The organism is Streptomyces sp. CA-251387, assembly GCF_050936625.1.
Lineage (GTDB): Bacteria > Actinomycetota > Actinomycetes > Streptomycetales > Streptomycetaceae > Streptomyces.
This window is the reverse complement of record NZ_JBNJMJ010000001.1, coordinates 8,577,463-8,600,398: the sequence shown is the minus strand read 5'-3', so window position 1 is coordinate 8,600,398 and position 22,936 is coordinate 8,577,463. Positions and strand designations below refer to the sequence as shown.

General features: G+C 73.7%; 25 protein-coding genes. 4 read left to right on the top strand and 21 right to left on the bottom strand.

Annotated elements, in window-relative coordinates:
• Positions 1 to 24: 24 nt before the first annotated feature.
• Positions 25 to 666: a phosphoribosyltransferase gene (locus ACQEV2_RS38255; protein WP_433052502.1), complete on the bottom strand. Its 642-nt coding sequence runs from the start codon at positions 664 to 666 to the stop codon at positions 25 to 27.
• Between the two features lie 118 nt (positions 667 to 784).
• Between ACQEV2_RS38255 and ACQEV2_RS38250 the strand changes: the two genes are divergently transcribed.
• Complete coding sequence (locus ACQEV2_RS38250) at positions 785 to 997, top strand: hypothetical protein (protein WP_433052499.1); 213 nt, start codon at positions 785 to 787, stop codon at positions 995 to 997.
• Here ACQEV2_RS38250 and ACQEV2_RS38245 read toward each other — a convergent pair.
• The 5 genes from ACQEV2_RS38245 to ACQEV2_RS38225 form a co-directional block, all read right to left on the bottom strand.
• On the bottom strand, positions 955 to 1,308 hold the full coding sequence (locus tag ACQEV2_RS38245; RefSeq protein ID WP_433052496.1) for a hypothetical protein: 354 nt from the start codon (positions 1,306 to 1,308) through the stop codon (positions 955 to 957). The genes ACQEV2_RS38250 and ACQEV2_RS38245 overlap by 43 nt on opposite strands.
• 119 nt (positions 1,309 to 1,427) lie before the next feature.
• Positions 1,428 to 1,718, bottom strand: coding sequence for a hypothetical protein (locus ACQEV2_RS38240; RefSeq protein ID WP_433052493.1), 291 nt, complete (start codon positions 1,716 to 1,718; stop codon positions 1,428 to 1,430).
• Positions 1,719 to 2,309: 591 nt separating this feature from the next.
• A complete protein-coding gene (locus ACQEV2_RS38235; protein WP_433052490.1) occupies positions 2,310 to 2,762 on the bottom strand; it encodes a YbhB/YbcL family Raf kinase inhibitor-like protein in 453 nt (150 codons plus the stop codon).
• Positions 2,763 to 2,861: 99 nt separating this feature from the next.
• Entirely contained in the window at positions 2,862 to 3,752 is an 891-nt protein-coding gene (locus tag ACQEV2_RS38230; protein ID WP_433052487.1) for an SDR family oxidoreductase, read from the bottom strand.
• Positions 3,753 to 3,871: 119 nt separating this feature from the next.
• Entirely contained in the window at positions 3,872 to 4,267 is a 396-nt protein-coding gene (locus ACQEV2_RS38225) for an SseB family protein (RefSeq protein ID WP_433052484.1), read from the bottom strand.
• A gap of 196 nt (positions 4,268 to 4,463) precedes the next feature.
• Here ACQEV2_RS38225 and ACQEV2_RS38220 point away from each other — a divergent pair, with 196 nt between their 5' ends.
• Complete coding sequence (locus ACQEV2_RS38220; protein ID WP_433052481.1) at positions 4,464 to 5,117, top strand: phosphoribosyltransferase; 654 nt, start codon at positions 4,464 to 4,466, stop codon at positions 5,115 to 5,117.
• Between the two features lie 15 nt (positions 5,118 to 5,132).
• Here the strand turns inward: ACQEV2_RS38220 and ACQEV2_RS38215 are convergent, their stop codons facing one another.
• Positions 5,133 to 6,152, bottom strand: coding sequence for a sigma-70 family RNA polymerase sigma factor (locus tag ACQEV2_RS38215; protein ID WP_433052478.1), 1,020 nt, complete (start codon positions 6,150 to 6,152; stop codon positions 5,133 to 5,135).
• A gap of 115 nt (positions 6,153 to 6,267) precedes the next feature.
• A complete protein-coding gene (locus ACQEV2_RS38210; protein ID WP_433052475.1) occupies positions 6,268 to 6,702 on the bottom strand; it encodes a PPC domain-containing DNA-binding protein in 435 nt (144 codons plus the stop codon).
• Positions 6,703 to 6,771: 69 nt separating this feature from the next.
• Between ACQEV2_RS38210 and ACQEV2_RS38205 the strand changes: the two genes are divergently transcribed.
• Positions 6,772 to 7,344 carry a GNAT family N-acetyltransferase gene (locus ACQEV2_RS38205; protein ID WP_433052473.1) on the top strand — a complete coding sequence of 191 codons (573 nt, stop codon included), beginning with the start codon at positions 6,772 to 6,774 and terminating at the stop codon, positions 7,342 to 7,344.
• A gap of 14 nt (positions 7,345 to 7,358) precedes the next feature.
• Here the strand turns inward: ACQEV2_RS38205 and ACQEV2_RS38200 are convergent, their stop codons facing one another.
• The 3 genes from ACQEV2_RS38200 to ACQEV2_RS38190 all read right to left on the bottom strand — a co-directional run bounded on the left by ACQEV2_RS38200 (position 7,359) and on the right by ACQEV2_RS38190 (position 11,163).
• Complete coding sequence (locus ACQEV2_RS38200; RefSeq protein WP_433052471.1) at positions 7,359 to 8,138, bottom strand: SDR family NAD(P)-dependent oxidoreductase; 780 nt, start codon at positions 8,136 to 8,138, stop codon at positions 7,359 to 7,361.
• Positions 8,139 to 8,400: 262 nt separating this feature from the next.
• Positions 8,401 to 9,852 carry an FAD-dependent oxidoreductase gene (locus ACQEV2_RS38195; protein ID WP_433052468.1) on the bottom strand — a complete coding sequence of 484 codons (1,452 nt, stop codon included), beginning with the start codon at positions 9,850 to 9,852 and terminating at the stop codon, positions 8,401 to 8,403.
• Between the two features lie 75 nt (positions 9,853 to 9,927).
• The gene (locus ACQEV2_RS38190) at positions 9,928 to 11,163 is read right to left on the bottom strand and encodes a polysaccharide pyruvyl transferase family protein (protein ID WP_433052465.1); all 1,236 of its coding nucleotides are present in this window, start codon (positions 11,161 to 11,163) and stop codon (positions 9,928 to 9,930) included.
• Between the two features lie 343 nt (positions 11,164 to 11,506).
• On the opposite strand from ACQEV2_RS38190, the gene ACQEV2_RS38185 reads away from it, so the two are divergent.
• On the top strand, positions 11,507 to 11,701 hold the full coding sequence (locus ACQEV2_RS38185; protein WP_433052462.1) for a hypothetical protein: 195 nt from the start codon (positions 11,507 to 11,509) through the stop codon (positions 11,699 to 11,701).
• 361 nt (positions 11,702 to 12,062) lie between these two features.
• On the opposite strand, the gene ACQEV2_RS38180 is transcribed toward ACQEV2_RS38185, so the two are convergent.
• The 10 genes from ACQEV2_RS38180 to ACQEV2_RS38135 all read right to left on the bottom strand — a co-directional run bounded on the left by ACQEV2_RS38180 (position 12,063) and on the right by ACQEV2_RS38135 (position 22,782).
• Positions 12,063 to 13,043 carry a glycosyltransferase family 9 protein gene (locus ACQEV2_RS38180; RefSeq protein ID WP_433052459.1) on the bottom strand — a complete coding sequence of 327 codons (981 nt, stop codon included), beginning with the start codon at positions 13,041 to 13,043 and terminating at the stop codon, positions 12,063 to 12,065.
• 115 nt (positions 13,044 to 13,158) lie between these two features.
• Positions 13,159 to 14,613, bottom strand: coding sequence for a D-glycero-beta-D-manno-heptose 1-phosphate adenylyltransferase (gene rfaE2, locus ACQEV2_RS38175; RefSeq protein ID WP_433052457.1), 1,455 nt, complete (start codon positions 14,611 to 14,613; stop codon positions 13,159 to 13,161).
• Positions 14,610 to 15,365 (bottom strand): D-sedoheptulose-7-phosphate isomerase, encoded by a 756-nt coding sequence (locus ACQEV2_RS38170; protein ID WP_433052454.1) that lies wholly within the window; start codon positions 15,363 to 15,365, stop codon positions 14,610 to 14,612. Before ACQEV2_RS38170 ends, rfaE2 begins: the two co-directional genes overlap by 4 nt.
• Entirely contained in the window at positions 15,362 to 16,597 is a 1,236-nt protein-coding gene (locus ACQEV2_RS38165; protein WP_433052452.1) for a glycosyltransferase, read from the bottom strand. The genes ACQEV2_RS38170 and ACQEV2_RS38165 overlap by 4 nt, the downstream gene beginning before the upstream one ends.
• Positions 16,594 to 17,556: a glycosyltransferase gene (locus ACQEV2_RS38160; RefSeq protein ID WP_433052449.1), complete on the bottom strand. Its 963-nt coding sequence runs from the start codon at positions 17,554 to 17,556 to the stop codon at positions 16,594 to 16,596. The genes ACQEV2_RS38165 and ACQEV2_RS38160 overlap by 4 nt, the downstream gene beginning before the upstream one ends.
• Entirely contained in the window at positions 17,553 to 18,560 is a 1,008-nt protein-coding gene (locus ACQEV2_RS38155; protein WP_433052446.1) for a glycosyltransferase family 9 protein, read from the bottom strand. The genes ACQEV2_RS38160 and ACQEV2_RS38155 overlap by 4 nt, the downstream gene beginning before the upstream one ends.
• Positions 18,557 to 19,138, bottom strand: a complete 582-nt coding sequence (locus ACQEV2_RS38150) for a D-glycero-alpha-D-manno-heptose-1,7-bisphosphate 7-phosphatase (protein ID WP_433052444.1) — start codon at positions 19,136 to 19,138, stop codon at positions 18,557 to 18,559. The genes ACQEV2_RS38155 and ACQEV2_RS38150 overlap by 4 nt, the downstream gene beginning before the upstream one ends.
• Positions 19,135 to 20,124 (bottom strand): glycosyltransferase family 2 protein, encoded by a 990-nt coding sequence (locus ACQEV2_RS38145; RefSeq protein ID WP_433052441.1) that lies wholly within the window; start codon positions 20,122 to 20,124, stop codon positions 19,135 to 19,137. The genes ACQEV2_RS38150 and ACQEV2_RS38145 overlap by 4 nt, the downstream gene beginning before the upstream one ends.
• Positions 20,121 to 21,755 carry a carbamoyltransferase family protein gene (locus tag ACQEV2_RS38140; protein ID WP_433052438.1) on the bottom strand — a complete coding sequence of 545 codons (1,635 nt, stop codon included), beginning with the start codon at positions 21,753 to 21,755 and terminating at the stop codon, positions 20,121 to 20,123. The genes ACQEV2_RS38145 and ACQEV2_RS38140 overlap by 4 nt, the downstream gene beginning before the upstream one ends.
• A 40-nt stretch (positions 21,756 to 21,795) precedes the next feature.
• Entirely contained in the window at positions 21,796 to 22,782 is a 987-nt protein-coding gene (locus ACQEV2_RS38135; RefSeq protein ID WP_433052435.1) for an NAD-dependent epimerase/dehydratase family protein, read from the bottom strand.
• Positions 22,783 to 22,936: the final 154 nt, after the last annotated feature.

The following is a 22,936-nucleotide window of genomic DNA, read 5'->3' as shown; positions in this document are numbered from 1 at the left end:
CGCCTGGAGGGGCCGAGCCGGGCCTCACTCGCCGCGCAGCGCCTCCAGCACATCGGCGTCGGACAGCTGACCGAAGTCCTGGTACCACTCGCCGACCGCGCTGAACAGCCTCGGCTCGTGCAGGCAGACGAACTCGTCGACCTCCCGGCGCAGCTCCTCGGCCGCCTCCGGTGCGCACACCGGTACGGCCAGCAGCAGGCGCTCGGGGTTCCGGTTGCGTACGGCGCGCACCGCGACGCGTGCCGTGGAGCCGGTCGCGACCCCGTCGTCGACGATGATCGCGGTACGGCCGTGCAGCTCCGGAGCCGGCCGGCCCTCGCGATAGCGCTCCTCGCGCCGCCGCAGCTCCTTGCGCTCCCGCTCCACCACCGGTGCCAGATCGGCCTCGCTCAGTCCCAGCCGGTACAGCGTCTCCTCGTCGAAGAGCGGAGGGTCGTCGCCCGCGAGTGCGCCGACCCCGAACTCCTCGTGGAACGGGGCGCCGATCTTGCGTACGACGAGCACGTCCAGCGGGGCGTCCAGCTCCCGGGCGATCTCCCGGGCGACCGCGACGCCGCCCCGGGGCAGCGCGAGGACCACGGGCTGCGGAAGGTTGCCCTTGTCCTGCCGGATGCGCAGCTGCTCCGCCAGCTCCCGCCCTGCCTCCTTGCGGTCACGGAACTGCATGGCTTCCCCTTCCGTCGGTCGCCGCGTACCCCGCCCACCGGCACCGGACACACGGCGGGGCTCGCCGGACACCCCTCAGCACCCTCGGGCGGAACTGGTCTAAGTTCCCGACCGCGGCATGCCAGAGGGGACCGTCCGTGCCGCCCACGATTCGACCGTCCTGCGGGTCTTCGTGGTCGACCCGGGCATCGCCGTCGACCGGATCGTGATCGACACGGGCGGACTGCCACCGACGTATCTGGCACCGCCGGAGAGCCACCACCCGGTGTTCAACGCCGGCCCGGTCTCCTACTGGATGGTCCAGCCGACGCTGCCGACCCCGGAGCTGTAGATCGCGCACACGCCCGACGACTCGCCGTACTGCCCCGGCGCCAGTGTCACCCACTGGCCCGAGACGTCCGGGGCCCAGCCGCAGACGATCTCGGCGCGGAAGGTGATGGTGCGGTCGGTGTTGTTCTGGCAGCCCGCGATGCCGTGGTCCGGGTTGTTGTTGTGCACCCAGCCGTCGCAGTCGACGGTGCCCACGGCCGCGGGCTGCACGGACGCGGCCTGCGCCGGGCCGGCCAGACCGCCGGCGGTGAGCGCCACGGCCGCGACTGCGGTGGCCAGGCCGGTCGCGAAGGGCTTCTTGCTGCGGTTCATGTGTGTGTCCCCGTATCCCCGTGAAGTAGTGGTCCCGTTCGGGTCTTGCCGCCTTCAGTCAAGGTCAGCAGCGCTCGGACGGGAACCTCGGACTTCCGAGGGTGACGCCGGGGCCAGGCTCACTCGTTCGCCGTGTCGGGCGTGTTTGGGCTGTTCCAGTCGTAGGGCCCGCCGCCCTGCCATTCGATCAGCTCGGGGTCGTCGACGGCCCGGTCCTCGGCGGGCAGGTCGGCGCGGTGCACCAGGTCCAGCACGTCGAACAGGCTGTACGCGGTGCCCGCCGGTTTGCCGTGGATCGTCACCTGACGTCCGCCATCAGACGCCGGCGGCAGCACCACCACGGGGGACGCGTGCTCATGCCACCACCATGCGCTCTGCGCGGCCCGTACGCAGCCCGGCGTACCGGCCACAGTGGCTCGTTCGGCGCCTGCCCCTGGACCGGCCGGGTACGCGGCACGCCGATGGGTGGTCGGGTACTGGGGCGTGACCGGCTGGCAAAGATCCTGCTCACCGGCTGGTTTCAGCTTCCGCGACGGGGAGGTCACGGCGGGTGATGTGCTCGCATGAGACGGGTCCAGGACGTGCCGGCCCGGGCGGGCCTCTCGTACGACACGGTGTGGAGTCCGGAGTACGCCGCTGAGGGGCTGCACCTCGACGACGTCCGGCCGGAGGCGTACACCCATGTGGTGTTCGTGTGCGGTCCCCTGCACCGGCGATCGAGTTTGAGACGCGGCTCCCGCGACCGGCGGCTGAGCTCGACGGCCGACCAGCTGCAGTCCGTGCTGCCCCGGCTGGACTGTGTCGTCACCGACCGCCTGCACGGCCTCGTGCCCGCGGAGCGGCTGGACGCGGGTGAGCTGGACCGCTGGTGGAACGGGTGCCTCACCGACGGCCGTGCGGCGGCCCGGAGCCGTCAGCGGGAGTTCGCCGTCAGCGGGAGTTCCTCGCGGGAACGACCAGGGAGGCCACGGAGGGGCTGCTCGGCGCGCTCTGGAGCGCCGTCAGCGCTGATAGAGCCCGACGAGTGTCCCGCTCGCCAGCTGTTGCTGGTCCAGTACCCGGTGTGCTTCGTCGGCCGTGGCCTCCTCCGGGATGGAGACGGGGCCCGGGAGGGCGTAGAGACGGAAGAAGTACCGGTGCGCGTTGTCGCCTGCCGGGGGCTGCGGACCGCCCCACCCGGATTGGCCGTAGCCGTTGCGGTGCGGGTGGCTGCCCGGGGTCGTCGCGCCCGTCGGCAGCCCGTCCGTGTGCGGGTCGATACCGGTCACCAGCCAGTGGACGAAGGTCCCCGACGGGGCGTCCGGGTCCTCGCACAGCAGGGCCAGCTCCGAGGCCTCGTCGGGGACTCCGGACCAGGTCAGGGGCGGGGAGACGTTGTCCCCCTCCTTGGCGTAACGGCGCGGGATCATCGCGTGGTCGTTGAACGCGGAGCTCTTGAGTTCGATACCGGTCATGCGCGCCGCAGTACCCACCCCGGCGCGGGCCACACGCGGCGGGGTGGGCGGGCCGGGAAGATCGGCCGGTCGGGAAGGTCGCGTCCTTGGCTGCAGCCGTTACGGCAGCGGCGTGCCGCCGGTCGCGTTCAGGATTTCCGCCGTGACGAAGCTGGCTTCCTGGGAGGCGAGATAGACGTAGGCGGGGGCCAGCTCCGCGGGCTGTGCCGGGCGGCCCAGCGGGCTCTGTTTGCCGAACTCGACCGTGTCGGGCAGCGTCGCCGGGATGAGCGGCGTCCACACCGGCCCCGGCGCGACCGCGTTGACGCGGATACCGCGGTCGACGAGCATCTGGGCCAGCCCCTGGGTGAAGGTGACGATCGCGCCCTTCGTCGTCGCGTAGTCCAGCAGATGCGGACTCGGCTTGTAGGCCTGCACCGACGTGGAGTTGATGATGCTGCCGCCCTCCGGAATGTGCGGCAGGGCGAACTTCGTCAGCCAGAACATGCCGTAGAGGTTGGTGCGCATGACCCGGTCGAACTGCTCGGTGCTGATCGCCTCGATGCCGTCCGGCTGGGACATCTGGTAGGCGGCGTTGTTCACCAGGACGTCGATGCGCCCGAACTCCGCGACCGCGCGCTCGATCAGCGCCCGGCAGTTGTCCTCCTCGCGGATGTCGCAGGACACCGCGACCGCCTTGCGGCCGGCGCCCTCGACGAGCCGGGACGTCTCGCGTGCCTCGTCCGCCTCCTGTTCGAGGTAGGTGAACAGCACGTCGGCGCCCTCCCGGGCGAAGGCCAGGGCCACTGCCCGCCCGATGCCGGAGTCGCCTCCGGTGATGACGGTCTTGCGGCCCTCCAGCCGGCCGGAGCCGCGGTAACTCTCCTCACCGTGGTCGGGTGGCGGGTCCATCGGCCCGGTCCATCCGGGGTGGGGCTGGTCCTGCGCCGGAAACTCGGGGCGCGGGTGCTGGGTGGCCGGGTTCTGCTGGGTGTGCTGCGGATCGCTCACGAGGGCCTCCTGGACCGCTTGAGCCGGCACGGACCGTGACCGGGTTCCCGCCCAGCCCGGGACGAAAAGCTACCGCAGCTGTCACCGACGCATCACTGGTCCCACGCCCGTTCGCGAGGTCAGGTGTCGTCCCGGTCCAGCAGGGCCCTGACGCCGTGGGCGGTCAGAGCCAGTTGCTCGGGGGTGCCGGCGTCGATGACCAGGGACAGATCGCCGGGCCAGCCGTGGGCGAGGACACCGAGCAGCACGCTGCGGTGCCGCCGGATCCGTGGCAGGGCCTGTTCCATGCGTTCCTGTGTGGTGAAGACCGGCACCAGTTCGGTGCCGTCCTCCTGCTCGAACACGGGAAGCGTCAGCGCCTTGGGAGCGGGCCCCTCCGCGTCCGTCGCTGCGGGAAGCAGCACCTCGCTGTGGGCCAGCGTGCTCAGCGCCGCCTGGTCCGCGCCCTTCTCGACGACCGTCCGCAAGGCCTGCTGGGCCGCCAGTGCACCGCTCTCGAAGTGGGGGTCGGTCATGGTTCGTCCCGTCGCCGTGTCGTGTCCCCCCGCCGGTCCGGTGTGCGCCGGAGTCGGTCCGGTGTGCCGGACGGTTCGGGTACCCGATCCTCAGCCCGTCATGTGCGCAAGGCCCGCCCTCCCGCCTGGGGTGCCTCGTTTCGCCCGGGTCACCCCGGGCACTCGGCGGCTGCGCCGACGTGGAGGGAGAAGCGCCGTGTCATTCCGCGACCGCACCCACGCAGGCCGGGAACTCGCCCTGCGGCTGGTCGAGTGGGCCGACTCCGGCGACCTGCTCCAGGTGCTCGTGCTGGCCCTGCCGCCCGGCGGTGTGCCCGTCGCCACGCAGGTGGCCCGTGCGTTGCACGCCCCGCTGGACGTGCTGGTCACCCGCGAGGTCAGCACCCCTGTCCGGCCCGAGACGGCGATCGGCGCGATCGTCGCCGACGATCCGCCGCTGTACGACCGCCAGAGCCTGGCCATGATGCATCTGTCCGAGGACCGGCTCGGCGATGTCATCGTCCGCGAACGCAACGAGCTGCACCGCATGGAGTACGTCTACCGCGGCCGCCGCCCGCTGCCGTCCGTCAACGGCCGCACGGTCGTCCTCGTCGACGACGGCCTGGCCACCGGCCTGACCGCCACCGCGGCACTGCGCTTCCTGCGCCGCCATGGTCCGGCGCGGCTGATCCTGGCAGTGCCCGTGGGCAGCCCGCGGACGCTCGCGTCGATCCGCGGCGAGTGCGACGACGTCGTCTGCCTCGAACAGCCGCCGAACCTCCATGTGGTCGGTGAGTGGTACGAGGACTTCGGCCCGGTCTCCGACAGGCGGGTCGCGGATACGCTGCATGCGTTCCACGCCACGGCGTGACGCCGTGTGACGCGCTCAGCTCGCCCACGCCATCAGCCGCTCCCCCGTCTCCGGCGCCCGCAGCCTCGCCAGCGACTGCTTCTCCAGCTGGCGGACGCGCTCACGCGTCAGGCCCACCTGCCGGGCCACCTGTTCGAGCGTGCGCTGCTCGCCGTCGTGCAGGCCGTAGCGGAGGCTGAGGATCATGGCCTCGCGGGGCGCGAGCGTGCCGATGGCCTTCCGGAGGTCCGCCGCGAGGGCCTGGTACTCGGCGATGTCCGCGGCCTGGAGCACCTCGGTGTCGGGGATGAGGTCGCCGACCACGGTCTCCCCGGTCTCGTCGACCGGCGTGTCGAGGCTGACCGCCTGCCGGCCGACCCGGCGCAGCCAGTCGACCCGTCCCTCGGCGAAGCCGCTGTCGCGGGCGACCTCCTCGGTGGTGGGCTCGCGTCCCAGGGCGTGCTGGAGGCGCCGCTCGATCTTGCCGAGCTTGCGCAGTTCCTCGACGACGTGCATGGGCAGCCGGACGGCGCGGGCGTGCTGGGCCAGACCCCGCTCGATCGCCTGGCGGATCCACCAGGTGGCGTACGTGGAGAACTTGAAGCCTTTGGTGTGGTCGAACTTCTCCACCGCCCGGATAAGCCCGAGGTTTCCCTCCTGGATGACGTCGAGCAGGGGCACACCGCGGTGGGCGTGCCGTTTGGCCATGGCCACCACCAGCCGGAGGTTGGCCCGGATCATGTGGTCCTTGGCGGCCCGGCCGTCCCGGGCGACGGCCTCCAGTTCGCGGCGCCTGGCCGGCTCGAGGGCGGGCTCGCCCACGTCGGCCTGCTGCAGTTCCTCGGCGGCCCGCACCCCGGCCTCGATGCGCTGGGCCAGCCGTACCTCGTCCTCGGCGGTGAGCAGGGGGGTCGCCGCGATCTGGGACAAGTACTGGCCGAGTAGATCCGGTTCCTCGTCGGGCTCGGGGACCCGGCCGCGCGAGCGTGCGGTGCGCGTGGAGGTACGACGGCTCACCCGGGGGTCCACCGCGGGAGTCTGTGTCAGGGGAGGCATCCTCACGGCCCTCCGTCCGGTCCGTGGCCCCCGTCGTACAGAGCTCCCCGAGTACCCGAAGGGTGCGCGACGAACCCCGAACGAGCCCTGCCCCGCCGCAGGATCGGCCCGCTCGTCACCCCGGGTCGATCAGCGCGAGGCCGAGGTCGGGACGGTGGATCTTCGCCAGCGCCGCCGGGCTGTCCCGCACGATCACCTCGAGGGTCGGCCACACCTGCCCCTGCAGCAGATGCCCGCCGCGCGTGGTGCCGTCCGAGAGACCGAGCACGGCGTGCAGATGCGCGGTCGGCCCGTCCTCGCCGACGGCGATGTCCCCCAGCAGGGACAGGACTTCGCACTGCTCGTCGACCCCGATGTGCCGGTAGTCCTTGGCATCGCGGTCGAACCACCCCACCACGGCCCGCGCGAAGGCGCCCACGGCGGTCACCTGGGACGCCCCGAGGGCCTGCTCCCGGGCGAAGCGGGTGATCTCGGCGAGGGCCTCCTCGCCCGGAGCCAGGACCAGGACGTACACCGAATCCGGAGAGGCCTGCACCTGTTGCCACTTCATGCGCGCCGGGTACCCCGGCCCCTGCCGGCCAACCGAGCGCCGCTTCCGCCCGCGTGACATGGTGGTGCCATGACCATCGAGGTTCGCCCGGCTTCGGTCTTCGAGGACGTCCGTACGGTGATCGGCCCCAAGTCGCCCACGGCGAACGTCTGTTGGTGCCTGAGCTACCGCATCCCGTCCAAGCTCAACAACGAGCTGCGCGGACCGGCCCGCGGTGCGTACGTAGCCGAGCTGTGCCGTGCCGATCCGCCTCCGGGGGTGCTCGCCTACGACGGTGACGAGCCGGTCGGCTGGGCCGCGGTGGCTCCCCGCTCGGCCACGTCCTTCGCCCGCAACCGCAAGATCCCGCACCTGGACGACCTGCCGGTCTGGTCGCTGTGGTGCATCCGCGTCCGCCCCGGGCACCGGAAGCAGGGGATCACCCACGCCCTCATCGCCGGGGCGGTCGAGTTCGCCCGCGACCGGGGTGCGCCGGTGATCGAGGCGTATCCCCTCGACAATGGGGACGCCAGGGTCGACCTGACGATGGCGTACGCCGGGCTGCGGAAGAACTTCGAGCGGGCCGGCTTCGTCCACGCGGCCGACACGACCTCCGTCCTGGCCGGGCATCCCCGGATCCTGATGCGCCTCGACCTGCGCTGACGGACCGGCCCGGCTCAGTGAACGGACAACCCGCCGTCGACGAAGATCGCCTGTCCGGTGACATAGGCGGCGGCCCGGCTCGCGAGGAACACCGCCGCGCCGGCGAAGTCCTCGGCCAGGCCGTTGCGCCCGACCATCGTGCGTGCGGCGAGCGCCGCCACCTTGTCCGGGTCGGACGACAGGCGTGCGTTCAGGGGCGTCATGACGAACCCCGGCACGAGCGTGTTGCAGGTGACGCCGTACGGCGACCAGGCCTCCGCCTGCGAACGGGCCAGCGACTCCAGCGCGCCCTTGGAGACGCCGTAGGCGCCGCTCTGGACGAAGGCGCGGTGCGCCTGCTGGGAGGTGATGTGGATGATCCGTCCGAAGCCCCGGTCGGCCATGCCGGGCCCGAACCGCTGCCCCAGCAGATAGGGCGCCTCCAGGTTCACGGCCATCGTGGTGTCCCAGACGTCCTCGCCCAGCTCGCCCATCGGGGGCCTCAGGTTGATCCCGGCGGAGTTGACGAGGATGTCCGGCTCCCCGAACACCTGGGCCGCCTCGTCCGCGGCGCCCCGCACGCCGTCGCGCGTGCCCAGGTCGGCGCTCACCCAGGCCGCCCGGCAGCCGTGAGCCGCCAACTCGCCGACCGTCGCGGCGAGCTCCGCCTCCTTGCGCGCCACGATCACCACACGTGCCCCCGCCCGGGCGAGGGCCTCGGCGATGGCCCGGCCGATGCCGGAACTGCCGCCGGTGACCAGGGCGACGCGGCCGTCCAGGGAGAACAGTTCGGAGAGGTATGCCTGCGAGGTCATGCCCGCACCCTAGGCCGCGGGCGCACGGGGGCAGCGGTCGGGGCGTCGTCCTCGCGCCCTCGCCGGACCGGTGCACGCACGGTCGTCCTCGCGCCCCCGCCGGACCGGTGCACGCACGGTCGTGCGCACGCCCGCTACTCGGCGATCACGGAGCGCCCCTTTCGACCAAGCGCTCCTGCGCCCGCGCGGCGGAGCCACAGATCGATACAGATCGATACAGCCACGCGCCCCTTCAGGCGTTGTCGCACCATGCCTCCACAAGTCAGCGGTGCTGGGGTACGGGTTCCCTGGGTTCGAGGCGCAAGTGGGCGCCCTGGCGCCGTAGCGCGCGTTGGACCAGGTGGTACGGCACCTCGCGGGGGCTGCGGCCCAGGCGGACGGAGAGGGCCGCGCAGACTCCGGCCGCCTGGCCGGTGGCCATCGAGATGGGCATGACGCGGTAGGAGGAGTGCGCCACGTGTGAGCCGGAGATGCAGCGGCCGGCTACGAGCAGGCGGTCGGTGTCGCGGGGCAGGAGACAGCGCAGGGGGATGTCGTAGAAGTGGCCGCGCGGGACGCGTTTGAGGACGGTGCCGCTGCCCCTCGGGTTGTGGATGTCGACCGGGTAGGCGCCGTGGGCGACCGCGTCCGGGAACGAGCGCGCCGCGAGGATGTCGTGGCCGGTGAGGTGGTAGTCGCCGAGGATGCGGCGGGTCTCGCGCACGCCGATCTGGACGCCGCTCTGGGCCACGTACGACTTGTTGAAGCCCGGCACCTTGCGGCGCAGAAAGCGGTCGATCTGTTCCATCTGGCGGCGCGCGACGTACTCGGCGCGGCTGAGGTCCCAGACGTCGGTGCCCAGCGCCCTGGTGACGCGGGTGCTGTTGACGCTGACCTCGCCGGGGTGCGGGGTGCCGAAGAACAGGATGTCCTCGCGGGGCAGGCGTAGTCCGCCCGCCTCGGTGGCCTCCTGGACGAGGTCCCACAGTCCGTGCACGCCCCGCCACTGGTCCGGATGCTCGCTGACGTACTGGGAGAAGAGCGGCTGGAGGAAGTCGACGACGCGGAACATCAGCGTCATCGGCTGCACCAGTCCGTCCTCCGGCCGCCCGATCTCGTACGGCGCCCCGGCGGCCGCGGCGATGTCACCGTCCCCCGTGCCGTCCACGACGACCCCGGCGTCGATCACCACCGGCCCGGACTTGGTCTCGAAGACGACCCGCCAGCCGTCGTCCAGGGGCAGCGCGGCGGAGGCGAAGGAGTGGAACAGCATGCGCACGCCCGCCTGGTCCATCAGGTCGAGGAGGACGAGTTTGTAGATCTCCGGGTCGAAGGGCACGGTGTAGCCGGTGTCGGGGGACGGGGGGATGCAGCCGCCGCGTGCGGTGAGCCGGTCCAGCAGGAGCCACAGGAACCCGGCCACCACCGGTTCGCCCTCGCCGTGGTCGGTCGGCAGCAGCCGGCTGTTGTGCCCGCTCTCGTTGAAGACGGCCTGCTTCTGCTCGTTGTGGAACGACATCAGCGGCATCACCAGCGCGACGGTGGCGTTGCCGCCGAGGAAGCCGTAGCGCTCCACCAGTACGACGTCGGCCCCGGCGTCGGCCGCCGCATAGGCCGCGGCGGTGCCGGCCGGCCCGCCGCCGACGACCAGGACGTCCGTGCGGCCCCCGTGGCGGGCCGCACGCGGTGGCAGGGTGACGGTCGTGGCGGGGCGGGGTGGTTCCAGGATCGGCATCGCTTCTCCCGTCGACTGGGTTCGGTTGCGGACGGCGCGCTTCCGGCCGGGCCCACGGCCTGCGGCGTCCCGGCCTCACGCCCCGTGGTCGGTCAGCCCGGCCGTCCCGGACCCCGGGGTCAGAATGAGGTCGGCGTCCGCCACCCGCCGGGTGTCGTGTGCGCCGCCGTCGATGGAGTCCAGGAGGGCTCCGCAGCGGGCGCAGGTCTCCCGCGCCAGGGCCCGCAGCCCCTGGACCCGGGTGGTGAGGTCGGCCTGCCGGTGCGGGAACTCGTCCCAGAGCCGGTCCACCTCGGCGAGCAGGAGCCCGGCCTGCTCCCGCGCCACGCCGACCAGGGCGGGCGCCCCCGTACGGCGGGCGAAGTCGAAGACCTTCCCGGAGTAGGGCAGCGGCAGCACGGGCAGGCCGGACAGCGCGGCGAAGATCACGACGTGCAGGCGCATGCCGACCACCATGTCCAGGTGGCTCATGAAGCCGAGGACCTGGCCGGGGCTGTAGGAGTTGTGCAGGATGCGGCCCAGGTCCGGGGCGCTCATCCGGGACAGCACGCCGTGGGCGTGCCTCACGTCCTGGCGTTCCATCGGCACGAAGACCACGTGGGCGTCCAGGCGCCGGGCGAGGAAGTCCGCGACGTCGGCGAGCAGCGCGTGGTAGTCGTCCTCGTCGAGCTTCTCCGCCGCGCGGCCGGGCTCGCGCACGGACATCCCGACCAGCCGGGCGCCGAGGGGGAGGCCCTCCTGCCGCATCATCTGCTCGGTGAAGGGTTCCGGCGCGAGCAGCAGCGCCGGGTCGGCGGTGACGGTGAGTTCGCACTCGACGCCGACCTCCTCCAGGACGAGGCGGGACTCCTCGTCGCGCACCACGACCTCGGTCATCTCCGGCAGCACGGTGCGCACGGCCTCGCGGTCGTCCGCCTCACGCAGCGGGCCCGCGCCGACCGCGTAGGCGAAGGTGGGCACGCCGCGTTCGTGAGCCGCCTTCACCAGCCGCAGATAGCGCCGCGCCTCCCCGTCGTAGAGGATTCCGCCGCCGCCCAGCACCAGCAGGTCCAGTCCGCCGAGGGCGTCGAGGACGGGTTTCTGCGGGACGCCCTCCCAGTCGATCACCTCGTCGGCTTCCGGCTGATGGGTGCGGGTGTGCTCGGCGTTCCGGCTGAAGACGACGAGCCGCGCATGCGGCCGGTGGGCGCGCAGGCAGCTCAGAACACACATCAAAATCGCTTCGTCGCCCATGTTGCACCCGCCGTACGAGCCGAGCAGGCCGATCCGCAGATCCGGCGAGACGGGCGACGGGTGCTGGTTGATCGTCATCCGGAACTCCCGTTCGAAGGAGGCGGGCGGGACACACGAGGACGGCTCCTCGCCGAGAGACTGCGAGCCGGGGTCTGCTGAGGCCGGCAACACGCCGGTCGTGGGGTCGGGCCCGGGGTGCCCGGGCCTTTAGAGACAGTATGGGTGCTCCTGCACCACTCGTCCTTTCCGTCGCGGGGCCGCGTTGCTCCGACGGGTAACCCGCCAGGCGAGGGCGACACCGGCGGCGTCACCGTGTCACCCGTCGGCGAGGGGGGTACCCGGTGGGGCGCTCGACGGTGCCGGAACCCCTCCCCGCCCGGGAGGAGGACCGACCGGCCGCCCTGTGCGCAGGAGGACCACGATGAGCGTGAGCCACCACACCCCGTCGCAGGCCGAGGGCGAGCGCGACGAAGCCGAAACCCCCTGGGCCCACCATCCGGCTCCGGAGTACACGACGCCCTCCCAGGCCGAGGGCGAGCGCGACGACGACGCCACCGCGACGACGACCGAGGACACCGAGGTGCCGGACACCGAAGTCCCCGGCACCGGTTCCTGACGCCGCCGCACCGCTTCCCCGACGACCGCTCACCCGACGTTTCTGCGCGCCGACGACGAACGCCGCGCGCTGCAGTGCCGTCACCCGGTCCTCGATCTCCGGTGGCACCGGGCCGCGCTGCCGCAGCACCCAGGGCAGGCCGGCCGCCGCGCGGGCGAAGGCGCGGGCCGAGGCCAGGTCGTGCTGTCCCGCAGCACCGAAGCCTGGTGATGAACCGTCAGGTCCGTGCCGTAGCTCAACCGGTTGGGGCGTGACGGACGTACGGCCCGCGACCGTGACACGCCCCTCGGGGCCGTCCGCTCGACCCGGTGGCGCGTGGGGGGCGGACTGGTAGCCCGCGAACGTCATCTCCCTTGCGTGGCTACGCGGTTGTCGGAACGGGCCGCAGCAGGCTCAGCGCGGCGGTGACGACCTCGTCGGTGCCGATGCGCAGCAGCAGCGGGTCGGGGACGTCCCCGTGCGGATCGCCCGGCGGTCCGGGTTTCCACAGGGCGAGGTGGCGCTCCGCGCGAGGCGGGCCCCACAGCCGGGGCGACACCGGTCCGAAGAGCGTCACGGACGGTGCGCCGTGGGCCACCGCGAGATGCGCCAGGCCCGTGTCGCCGCTGACGACGAGCGCGGCGTGGGCGACGAGCGCCGACAGCTCGCCGAACGGCAGCCCGCCGCGCAGCAGGTCCGGGGCGGGCAGACCGGCGCGTGCGGCAACGTCGAGGACCAGGGCGTCCTCGGCGGGGCCGCCGGTGAGGACGACCCGTCGGCCGAGGGCGCGCAGCCGCCGTACGACGACGGCGTACCGCTCGGCCGGCCAGCGCCGGGCAGCGGACTCGGCCCCGGGGTGGACGACGACGGCGCCCGGAGCCGGGGACGGCGTGGCGGGCGGGGGCAGCCGTACGTCGTCGGGGTCCGCGGCGATGCCGTATGCCCCGAGGAAGCGGCACCACCGCTCACGCTCGTGCTCGTCCGGCCGCCACACGGGAGGGCGGACGGGGTCGTCAGCGGGTTCGGCGGCGTGGGCCAGCAGCCGGCGGGGGTGCAGGGCGGCCAGGGCGTCGCGGCTCTCGGGTCCGTTGCCGTGCAGGTCGATGGCGATGTCCGGCGGCGGGCCGGTCCAGTGCCCCAGCGACGGCACGCCCCGCCCCGGAGCCTCGGCCGGCAGGACGCTGTCGACCGCTCCGGTGGCCGAGGCGGCCTCGGCGAGGGCAGGGGGCAGCGCCAGCACGACGTGCTCCTGGGCGAAGGCCCGCCGGATGCCCCGCAGGGCGGGCACGCCGGCGAGCAGGTCTCCCAGCCCGAGCGCCCGCAGCACCAGGACGCGGCGGCGCCCCTCCGGCGGATCGATCACCGTCCGTCTCCTTCGGCTCGGCACTCACTCCGCCCACAGCCGCGTGGGCCGACTCGGCGCGTCCGCCGACGGCCCGCAGGCCGATGCGGTCCGGCGGTGACGCTGTGGCGGCCGGTCACCGCGACCTCCGTCCGCTTCCCGCGACCTTCGCCCGTACGCCCGCCGATCGGGGGGCCACAGCCGCCCGCTCGGCGATGCCGGTGGTGGAGCGGCCGTCGAGGTAGGGGAACAGGACGACCTGGCCGCCCCAGCTCTCCACCAGGGCCGCCTCCGGCAGGCGGGTCAGGGCGTAGTCGCCGCCCTTGGCCCAGATGTGCGGGCGCAGTTCGGCGAGGAGGCGTTCGGGTGTGTCCTCGTCGAACACGGCGACCGCGTCGACGCACTCCAGTGCGCGCAGGACACGGATCCGGTCCGCCTGGGGGACGAGCGGTCGGCCGTCGCCCTTGCGGCGGCGTACGGACGCGTCGGAGTTGACGCACACCACCAGGCAGTCCCCCGTGCGCCGGGCGGCCTGGAGCAGCGCCACGTGGCCGGCGTGCAGCAGGTCGAAGCAGCCGCCGGCGGCGACGACGGTCCCGCCCGCTGCCCGCACCCGGGCCGCCGTGCGCAGCGCGTCGTCCGTCGGCTCGTCGTCGGACGGCGCAGCCGGGGGCTCGGTCGGCGGGGTGCCCACGGCGACGGAACGCACGCCGCCCTCGGCGACGTAACGGGTGGCGGCGTGCACGGCTCCCCGTACGGCCGTCTCGACGAGCTCCCCGTCGGCCAGCAGCCCGGCGGCGGTCGCCGCGAACCGGTCCCCGGCGCCGCAGGCGTCGCCCTCCGCCGTGACCGGCGACGGCACGAGCAGCGGTGTCTCGCCGTGCGACAGCAGCGCCCCGCGCCCGCCGAGCGTCACGGCCACGGAGGCCGCGTGCCAGGCGCGGACGAGCCGGGCGGCGTCCTGTGCGGCCGCGTGCAGTTCGCTGCCGTGCCGGTCCTCCCCGGCGTCGGCGCCCCGGCTCGCGAAGGCGTGCGCCTCGGCGGCCGACGGCGTCGCAAGCCGCACCCCCGGCACCGGCGGGCGTCCCCGCGGGTGCGGGTCCCAGGCGACCGGTACCCGCGCCGACGCGTCCGCCAGTGCCTCGCGCAGCACGTCGGCGGTGCCCCGGCCGTAGTCGGCGACGAGTACGGCCCCGGCCTCGGCGATCGCCCGGCGTGCCGGCTCGGTCGCCTCTCGGGCTCTTCCCTCGCCGTCGTCCAGGCGCAGCAGGGGCCGGCCGTCGGCGAGGACGCGGGTCTTGCTGGACAGCGCCCCGGTGAGCGGGAGTTCGACCAGGTCGACCCGGTCGGCCAGCAGCTCGCGCAGCGACGCGCTGTCCGGGTCGTCGCCGAGCGCGGTGATCAGGGTGACCGGCCGGCCGTCGGCCGCGGCGAGGCAGGCGGCGAGCGCGGCACCGCCCGGGCGGGTGGTGCGCCGGGGTCCGCTGACGACCGGTACGGGCGCGTCGGGGGCGAGGCGTTCGACCCGGCCGGAGACATCGTGGTCGAGCAGGGCGTCCCCGACGACCAGCAGTGCGGCCGGGGCGGTCATGTGCCGTCCTCCTCCAGGAGAAGCGCCCAGCGCTCCCCGGGCCTTCGGCTCCTGGCTTCCTCGCGCCGTCCGTCGGACCGGTGCCGCTCCTCGGGGGCCGCCCCGGTTCCGACGGCCCAGTACCGGTCCTCCGCCGTCTCACCCCGTTCGCCTGCCAGACGCCGCCGCTGGGCCGCCTCTCGCCGTTCGACCGCCTGGTCGAAGGCCTCGCAGAGCATGTGGACGGCCACCAGGTGCAGCTCCTGCACGGTCGCGGCGGTCGCCGCCTCGACGCACAGGGCCTCGTCGGCCGCGCCCGCCAGCGGGTTCGGCGCCGGGCCGGTCAGCGCCCACACCGTCAGGCCGAGGCGGCGGGCCTCGCTCGCCGCGACGAGCAGGTTGCCGCTGGCGCCGCTGGTGGACAGCAGCATCAGGACGTCCCCGGCGCGGCCGTGCGCCGCGACCTGCCGGGCGAAGATCTCCTGGACGCCGTAGTCGTTGGCGATCGCGGTGGTGGAGGAGGTGTCGGCGTGCAGGGCGAGGGCGGAGAACGGCGGGCGGTCGTCCCGGTAGCGGCCGACCAGCTCGGCCGTCAGGTGCTGAGCCTGGGCGGCGCTGCCGCCGTTGCCCGCGACGAGGAGCCGGCACCCCGCGCCGAGCCGGGACGCGAGCAAGGTGCCCCAGCGCCGGACCACGGGCGCGGCGTAGCCGCGGAATCCTTCCAGTGCCTTCATCAGGTCGTCGCAGTGCGTGACGTCGGTGGCGAGTTTCATCGGACGGCTCCCGAAAGTGAGGGGACCGAGGAGACGGCGCTGTAGGCACGGGTCACGCCGTCGGCCACGCGGTCCCAGGTGTAGCGGGCGAGGACACGGCGGCGCCCGGCGGCGCCGTAGCGGGCGAGCAGGTCGGGGTCGGCCAGGAGGCGGCGGATGGTCCCGCTGATGTCGTGGTCGTCGTCGGGCGGGACGAGCACGCCGGTGATGCCGTCGACGACGGTGTCGAGCTGCCCGCCGACGGCGGTGGCGAGGACGGGCGCGCAGCAGGCCATGGCCTCGACCGGGACGATCCCGAACGGCTCGTAGCGGGGCAGGGAGAGCACGAGGTCGGCGCTGGACATCAGCCCCGGCATCTCCTCCCGGCCCACCCCGCCCAGCAGGGTCACCCGGTCGGCGACGCCGCACTCCTCGGCGATCGCGCGCAGCCGCTCGGCCTCGGGCTCGGCGAGGAGCAGGGCGGCCTCCGGCCCGCCGGCGATGAGGAGTTCGGCGCCGGGGACGTCGGCCAGGGCGCGGATCGCGCGGTCGAAGCCCTTGCGCGGGACGAGCCGGCCGACCGAGAGCAGCCGCCGGCGCGCGGACGCCGGGCGGCGCGGCGCGGCGACCGGGGCGAATCGCACGGGGTCCACGCCGCAGGGGACCACGGAGATGTGCCGCCGGGACAGCCCCATGGCCTCCAGTTCGGCCACCTCGTCCTTACAGGTGGCGATGATGCGGCTGCACTCGCGGCCGACGGCGGTCTCGATCGCGATGCGTTCGGGCGGGCTGGTGTCGGCAGCGCCCTGGTAGCGCCTCTTGACGGTGCCGAGCGCGTGGTAGGTCTGCACGACGGGTATGCCGAGGCCGCGCGCCCCGGCCAGGGCCGCCCATCCGGACATCCAGAAGTGGGCGTGCACCACGTCGGGTGGCTCCGCCGCCCACTGGCGGGCCAGGAAGTCCCCGAACTCCGGCATGTACGGGGGGAGTTCGTCCTTCGGTATCGGAACCGCCGGTCCGGCGGGCACAGGGACGACCTGGAACCCCTCGGGCGTGGTGACCCGCTCGGGCAGCCGGGGGTCGTCACGCCGCGTGTACACGATGACCTCGTGTCCTCGGCGGACCAGTCGCCCGGCGAGTTGCGCCACGTACACGTTCTGCCCGCCCGCGTCCGGCCCGCCGAGCGCGGCCAGCGGACTGGCGTGCTCGGAGACCATGGCGACACGGCCGGCCGAGGGGTGGCTGGTGCTCATCGGGTGACCTCCTTGATCAGGCGCTCCCAGTCGTCCCGGAAGCGCCGCTCTCCGTAGCGGGCCTGTGCCGCGGCCCTGGCGGCCTCCCCTGTCAGCCGGGCGTCCGTGGGATCCGCGAGGAATCCGCGCATGGCGTCCTTGAGTACGTCGAGCCGGTTCGAGACGACCCCGGCCCCGTCCGGGACGGCCTCGCGCACCTCGGTGGTGTCCAGGGCCACGACCGGCATCCCGAGGAACATCGCCTCCAGGAGTGACAGTCCGAGGGACGTCCACCGGATGGGGTGGAGGTACATGCGGCAGCGGGCCATCGCCGGGTGCAGACGGCTCTGCGGCAGGTCGCGCGTGCGGAGGCGGTCGGGCGGCAGCCCGAGGTGGTCGGCGAGTCCTTCGGTGCGCATGCCGAAGACGTCCAGCGGGACCGCTGCGGCGAACGCCGGCAGCAGGTCGGTTCCTGTCGTACGGCCGCGCCGTACGGGCTCGTTGACGACGACCGCGGCGCGCGGCTCCTCGCCGGTCCACAGGTGGCCGGGGTCGATGATGCCGTGCTCGATGACCGTGGTGGGGGCCCGGCCGTTGTCCCACATCAGGCGGTTGAAGTGGGTGACGTGCACGAGGGTGATGTCGGCCCGGTCGGCCAGCGGATGCCGGGTGCCGGCGGGCGTCTCGTACGGGCTGTCGTGCTCGACGTACACGGCGGGTACGTCGATGCCGGGGCGGCGGCCGGTCCACTGCCGGGCCAGTTCCAGCTCGTGCGGCCGCTGCAGCACCATCAGGTCGATGTCGGCCTCGCGCAGCTCGGCGGGGCTCAACTCCCGTACGGTGGGCGGCCATTGCCATGTCCTGGCCCGCCCCAGGCCGTCGGGGCCCCGGTCGGGGGTCACGGGGACGAGGAAGGTGTACGGGCCGTGCACGAACGACGTCAGCCAGGAGCCGTGCACATGCCAGACGAGGATCTTCATGTGGTCTCCCCCATGAGTTTCTGCACCGCGGCCACCACGTCATGGGCCGTGACCTCGTCGAGGCACGGATGGCCGGGTACGGGACAGTGCAGGGCCCTGGTGTCCGCGCACGGCGCGTTCTGGTCGCCGAGGAGCACGCTCGGCACTCCGTAGGGCGCCCAGCGCTCCGCCGGGACCACCGGAGAGAACAGGGACACGACCGGGGTGCCGACGGCCGCGGCCAGGTGGGCGGGGCCGGTGTTGCCGCACACCACGACGTCGGCGGTGCGCAGGACTCCGGCGAGGGTGCGCGGGGCGGTCCTGCCGCCGAGGTCCACGGCGGTGCCGCCGCTGACCTTCCGGGTGAGGGCGGCCTCGTCGGGGCCTCCGGTGACGACGACCCGGTGACCCGCGTCGGCGAGCAACTCGACGGCCTCGGCGCAGCGTTCGGGGCTCCAGGCGCGGGCGGGCGCGGTGGCGCCGGGGTGCAGCACGACGTACGGGCCGTTGCCGGTCAGCGCGATGGTGTCGGGCGGCGGCAGCACGCGCAGCCTGCCGTCGTCCCCGGGGTGCGGCGGGAAGCCCATGGCGACGGCGGTGTCGAGGGCGGCCTCGGCCTCGTGGCGGCCGGGGAGCCGCCGGTGCCGTACGTCGAGGAGGCGCCCGGGGTGGTCGACGCTGTCGGCGCCGATGCGGGGGACGCCGGCCAGGCGCAGCAACAGGGCGGTGGGCAGGGGGCTTTGGTGGAAGGAGGTGAGCACGAGTGCGGCGTCGAACGCCGCGTCCTTCAGGCGCCGTACGAGGCCGTCGACGTCGGCCTCCTGGACGGTGGGCGGGTCGAAGCCCTCCCAGGGGGACTCCCACACCGTCACCTCGTCGACTCCGGGCAGGAGGTGCGCGGCGGGTTCGCCGCGCGGGCCGCACAGCAGGGTGACGTGGGAGGAGTGCGCGGCGACGGCGCGGACCGCGGGTCCGGCGAGCAGCACGTCGCCGAAGCTGTCGAGGCGTACGACCAGTGATTTCACGGGCGGTCACCCCACGTCTCGATCTCGATCTCGGTCTCGGCCTCGGCGAGGAGCCGCCGGACCGCCGTGAGCAGGTCCGGGGCGGTGCTGGGTGCGGTGTCGACCTCGCCCGGCAGGGTCGCCGCGTTGGGCACCAGCACGCCCCGGGCGCCCGCGGCGCGTGCGGCCTGGACGTCGGCCGCGATGTCGCCGATCACCACGCAGTGCGCGGGGGGCACGCCCAGGCGTCGTGCGGCTTCGAGGACCAGTCCCGGGCGGGGTTTGCGGCAGGCGCAGCCGGCCTCGGGCGGATGGGGGCAGTAGACCCACATGTCGAGGCCGCCGAGCAGGGTGTTCGCGCGGTCGTTGACGCGGCGGACGTCGGTGTCCGTGAGCAGTCCGCGGCCGATGCCCGACTGGTTGCTGACCACGCCGGTCGGGATGCCGGCGGCGCGCAGCAGGTCCAGTGCCTGCCGGGCGCCGGGCAGCGGGCGTACGCGGGTGGGGTCGCCGTTGTAGGGGACGTCCTCGACGAGGGTGCCGTCGCGGTCGAAGAGGACGGCGGCGACCCGAGTGCGGTCCGTCGTCAGCGGGTTCACTGCGTGCTCCTGAGGGGCGTGACCCGGCGATGGCGGATCAGGCCGTCGAGCCAGTGCCGGATCGCCAGCGGTGGGATGACGACGCTGGTGGCGACCATGGTGGTGATCTCCTGCGGGGTGCGCGGCCCGGGCTTGATGCGGGCCAGTGCGAACTCGGCCGTGCCGAGCGCCCACAGGGCTCCGGCGAGCCCGGCCGCGCGGCGCCGGCCGGTCAGCGCGAGGGCGGGTGCCGTGAGCGCCATCGACGTCACGAGCGCGTGCCGGGGCAGTCGTCCGCGCGGTGCCTGGGCGCGCGCCCACCAGTCGGGGCCGTGCAGCCGGGTCATCAGGGCGTCGTCCGCGTTGCCCCGCTGGGCCCGCACCGACGCCCAGCGGTCGGCCTCCCGCACCGGGTGGCGTGTCGTCCTCGCTCCCCGGTGCAGCGACCACCCGGCCTCCCGCACGCGCAGCGCCAGGTCGGCGTCCTCCCGGAAGGCCCGGCCGAACCGCTCGTCGAAGCCGTCGACTTCCTCCAGTGCCGCGGTCCGGTAGGCCATGTCGGCCGTGGCCCAGGCGGCGTGCTCCAGTCCGGCCGTGCCGCGCTCCCAGTCGGTGGGCCTGCGGTCCTCCGGCAGAGGCACGCGCAGGCGTCCCTGGATGCCGCCGGTGGAGGCGCCGGCCGCGCCGAGGTCGTCCGCGAGGCGGCGGGACCAGTCGGGCAGGACCTGGACATCGTCGTCGAGGAACACGGTCCAGGGCGTACGGACCGTGCGCCAGCCGGCGTTGCGGGCGGCCGCCGGGCCACGTCCTCCGGTGCGCAAGCTCCTGACCCGCAGCCCGCCGGCCGCCTCCAAGGGCAGCGGGCCGGTGGGTTCGGGGCGGTCGTCGACCACGACGACCTCGTCGGGCGGGTGGTCGCCGGCCGCGGCGAGCGCGCGCAGGCAGTCGGCGAGGCAGGGCCGCCCGATGGTCGGGACGACGACGGAGTAGGCGGGCGCGTCCGTCATGCGAACACCTTCTTCCGCCGGATCGCGAACGGTCCGAGGGCGAGCAGGTCCACGGGAGCGGAGCCGAAGCACTCCAGGGCGTCCCGCGGATCGTCGACCATGGGCCGTCCCGCGGTGTTGAGGCTGGTGTTGACCACGACGGGCAGCCCGGTGAGACGCTCGAACCTTTCGATCATGAGCGCGACGAGGGGTTCGTCCTGCCGGTCCACGGTCTGGATCCGGGCCGTGCCGTCCACGTGGACGACGGCCGGGATACGGTCCCGCCACTCCTCGGCGACGTCGTGCACGAACAGCATGTAGGGGCTCGGCAGCGGCCCGTCGAACAGCTCCGCCGCCCGCTCGGCCAGGACCATGGGCGCGACGGGGCGGAACTCCTCCCGCCCCTTCACGGCGTTGAGGCGCTCCAGGTTGGCCGCGCGGCCGGGATGGGCGAGCAGGGAGCGATGGCCGAGTGCGCGGGGCCCGTATTCGCTGCGGCCCTGGAACCAGGCCACGATGCCGTCCCCGGCGAGTTCGGCGGCGACGGTCTCGGCGATGTCGTCGGGTTCCTCGTAGGGCACGGCCGCGCGTTCCAGCCAGGCGCGCAGGTCGTCGTCGCTCCAGCCGCGACCGAGAGCGGCCGTCGGCATGGCCTCCACGGCTTCCTTCTGGTGCGCGACATGGAGCGCGGCACCGAGGGCGGTGCCCGCGTCTCCGGCGGCGGGCTGCACCCACACGCGGCGGAAGGGTGTCTCACGGTAGATCCGGGTGTTGGCCACGCAGTTGAGCGCCACCCCGCCCGCGAGCGTCAGCACGTCCTCACCGGTCCGGTCGTGCAGCCACCGGGCGAGGCCCAGCAGGACCTCCTCCAGGCAGGCTTGCGCGCTGGCGGCGATGTCGGCGTGGTCCTGCGTCCACGCGCCCCCCGGCACCCGCGCCGGGACCAGCGTCCCCCACGGGACGGGGCGCGCCCAAAAGCCGCCGTGGCCGTCCGGGTGGACGTACTCGCGCAACTGGTCGAGGAAGCGGGGCGTGCCGTAGGACGCCAGCGCCATCACCTTGAACTCGTCGCTGCTGCGCAGGAATCCGAGGTGCTGGGTGAGGTCCTCGTAGAACAGGCCCATCGAGTCGGGCAGCGACTGCGAGCCCAGCACGGTGAGTTCGCGGTTCGCGTAGCGGCCGGCGAGGTGGGAGCCGCACTCGCCGCGGCCGTCCAGCACCAGCACGGCGCTGTCGGGATACGGGGCGGCCTGACCGGCGGAGGCGGCGTGGGCGACGTGGTGGGCGACGAAGCGCACCTTGTCCGGGTCGAGTCCGGGCAGGGCCTCGGCGAGGAACTCGGGGGCGCGACGGGCGTATTCCTGACGCAGGTGGTCCCAAGGGTCGTACAGACCCAACTGGTCTGCGGGGCGGGCGAGTTCGGGGTCGTAGGAGTAGGCGACCGCGTCCAGGTCGGACGGGGTCAGGCCGGCCCGCTCCAGGCACCATCGGGCGGACTGTTCGGGCAGTTCCCAGGCGGAGAAGGGGACGGGCCGCTTGCCGTGCTTGCGCCGGCTGAAGCGCTCCTCCTCCGCCGCTGCCACGATCCTGCCGTCCATGACGAGCGCGGCGGCGGGGTCGTGGAAGAGGGCGTTGATTCCCAGGACTCGCATGCGTTGCCTCCGTGCGGCGTACGGGATGGGGCTGTCCTGCCTACGGGGCCGGCTCACCCGCGGACTGTGCCGAGGCGAAGTAGGCGATGGTCTGCTTGATGCCCTCCTCCCAGGGCACGCGGGGCGTCCAGCCCAGCAGTTCACGGGCCAGGCCCGTGTCGGGGCGGCGGCGCTGCGGGTCGTCGGTGGGGCGGTCGACGTACACGATCCGGGAGGAGGATCCGGTCAGTTCGACGACGCGGTGGGCGATCTCGCCGACCGTGACCTCGTCGGTGCCGCCGATGTTCACGGGGCGCACCGAGTGACTCGCCGCGACCAGCAGGACACCGTCGACGGTGTCGTCCACGTAGCACAGGGACCGGGTCTGGCGGCCGTCCCCCGCTACCGTCAGCGGTTCGCCGGCCAGTGCCTGACTGACGAAGGTGGGGACGGCGCGCCCGTCGTGCGCGCGCATGCGCGGCCCGTACGTGTTGAACAGGCGGACGATGCCCGCGTCGGCGTCCCTGACGCCCACATGCGCGGTGACCAGTGCCTCGGCGAACCGTTTGGACTCGTCGTACACGCTGCGCGGACCGACCGGGTTGACGTTGCCCCAGTAGTCCTCGCGCTGCGGATGCTCCAGCGGATCGCCGTACACCTCGGACGTCGACGCGAGCAGGAAGCGGGCACTGTCACGCTCCGCGACGGCCAGCATGTTGCGGGTGCCGAGGCTGCCGACGTCGAGTGTCTCCAGTGGCAACCGCAGGTAGTCGGCGGGTGACGCGGGGCAGGCGAAGTGCAGGACCAGGTCGTACGGCCCCGGCAGCCGCTCGGGGGCGTCGGGGGCCGAGACGTCGCAGTCGACGAACCGGAAGCCGTGCCGGCCTTCGAGGTGCGCGATGTTGTCGCGCGACCCGGAGGACAGGTTGTCGGCGCATTCGACTTCGACGTCTGAATTCAGCAGCCGTTCGCACAGGTGACTGCCGAGGAAGCCGGCGCCGCCGGTCACCAGCGCGCGCCGCCATGTACATGTCGTGATAGCACTCATGGAACGTCCTTCGTCCCCGCCCGAAGGCGCCGGGGCGGTGGGCCCCGGCACACGCCGTCCGGTGCGGAACAAGGGGGATTCGGAGAGCTGCGGAAAGCTTCGACGGGCTTTCCCGAGCTATGGGCGAGAGTGAAAGAACATGTCGCGGATCGCG

Excerpts from the sequence above, each read along its gene's own strand:
- ACQEV2_RS38255 (WP_433052502.1), bottom strand. The coding sequence starts at position 666 with ATGCAGTTCCGTGACCGCAAGGAGGCAGGGCGGGAGCTGGCGGAGCAG.
- ACQEV2_RS38250 (WP_433052499.1), top strand. The coding sequence starts at position 785 with ATGCCAGAGGGGACCGTCCGTGCCGCCCACGATTCGACCGTCCTGCGG.
- ACQEV2_RS38245 (WP_433052496.1), bottom strand. The coding sequence starts at position 1,308 with ATGAACCGCAGCAAGAAGCCCTTCGCGACCGGCCTGGCCACCGCAGTC.
- ACQEV2_RS38235 (WP_433052490.1), bottom strand. The coding sequence starts at position 2,762 with ATGACCGGTATCGAACTCAAGAGCTCCGCGTTCAACGACCACGCGATG.
- ACQEV2_RS38225 (WP_433052484.1), bottom strand. The coding sequence starts at position 4,267 with ATGACCGACCCCCACTTCGAGAGCGGTGCACTGGCGGCCCAGCAGGCC.
- ACQEV2_RS38215 (WP_433052478.1), bottom strand. The coding sequence starts at position 6,152 with ATGCCTCCCCTGACACAGACTCCCGCGGTGGACCCCCGGGTGAGCCGT.
- ACQEV2_RS38210 (WP_433052475.1), bottom strand. The coding sequence starts at position 6,702 with ATGAAGTGGCAACAGGTGCAGGCCTCTCCGGATTCGGTGTACGTCCTG.
- ACQEV2_RS38205 (WP_433052473.1), top strand. The coding sequence starts at position 6,772 with ATGACCATCGAGGTTCGCCCGGCTTCGGTCTTCGAGGACGTCCGTACG.
- ACQEV2_RS38200 (WP_433052471.1), bottom strand. The coding sequence starts at position 8,138 with ATGACCTCGCAGGCATACCTCTCCGAACTGTTCTCCCTGGACGGCCGC.
- ACQEV2_RS38195 (WP_433052468.1), bottom strand. The coding sequence starts at position 9,852 with ATGCCGATCCTGGAACCACCCCGCCCCGCCACGACCGTCACCCTGCCA.
- ACQEV2_RS38190 (WP_433052465.1), bottom strand. The coding sequence starts at position 11,163 with ATGACGATCAACCAGCACCCGTCGCCCGTCTCGCCGGATCTGCGGATC.
- ACQEV2_RS38185 (WP_433052462.1), top strand. The coding sequence starts at position 11,507 with ATGAGCGTGAGCCACCACACCCCGTCGCAGGCCGAGGGCGAGCGCGAC.
- rfaE2 (WP_433052457.1), bottom strand. The coding sequence starts at position 14,613 with ATGACCGCCCCGGCCGCACTGCTGGTCGTCGGGGACGCCCTGCTCGAC.
- ACQEV2_RS38170 (WP_433052454.1), bottom strand. The coding sequence starts at position 15,365 with ATGAAACTCGCCACCGACGTCACGCACTGCGACGACCTGATGAAGGCA.
- ACQEV2_RS38165 (WP_433052452.1), bottom strand. The coding sequence starts at position 16,597 with ATGAGCACCAGCCACCCCTCGGCCGGCCGTGTCGCCATGGTCTCCGAG.
- ACQEV2_RS38160 (WP_433052449.1), bottom strand. The coding sequence starts at position 17,556 with ATGAAGATCCTCGTCTGGCATGTGCACGGCTCCTGGCTGACGTCGTTC.
- ACQEV2_RS38145 (WP_433052441.1), bottom strand. The coding sequence starts at position 20,124 with ATGACGGACGCGCCCGCCTACTCCGTCGTCGTCCCGACCATCGGGCGG.
- ACQEV2_RS38140 (WP_433052438.1), bottom strand. The coding sequence starts at position 21,755 with ATGCGAGTCCTGGGAATCAACGCCCTCTTCCACGACCCCGCCGCCGCG.
- ACQEV2_RS38135 (WP_433052435.1), bottom strand. The coding sequence starts at position 22,782 with ATGAGTGCTATCACGACATGTACATGGCGGCGCGCGCTGGTGACCGGC.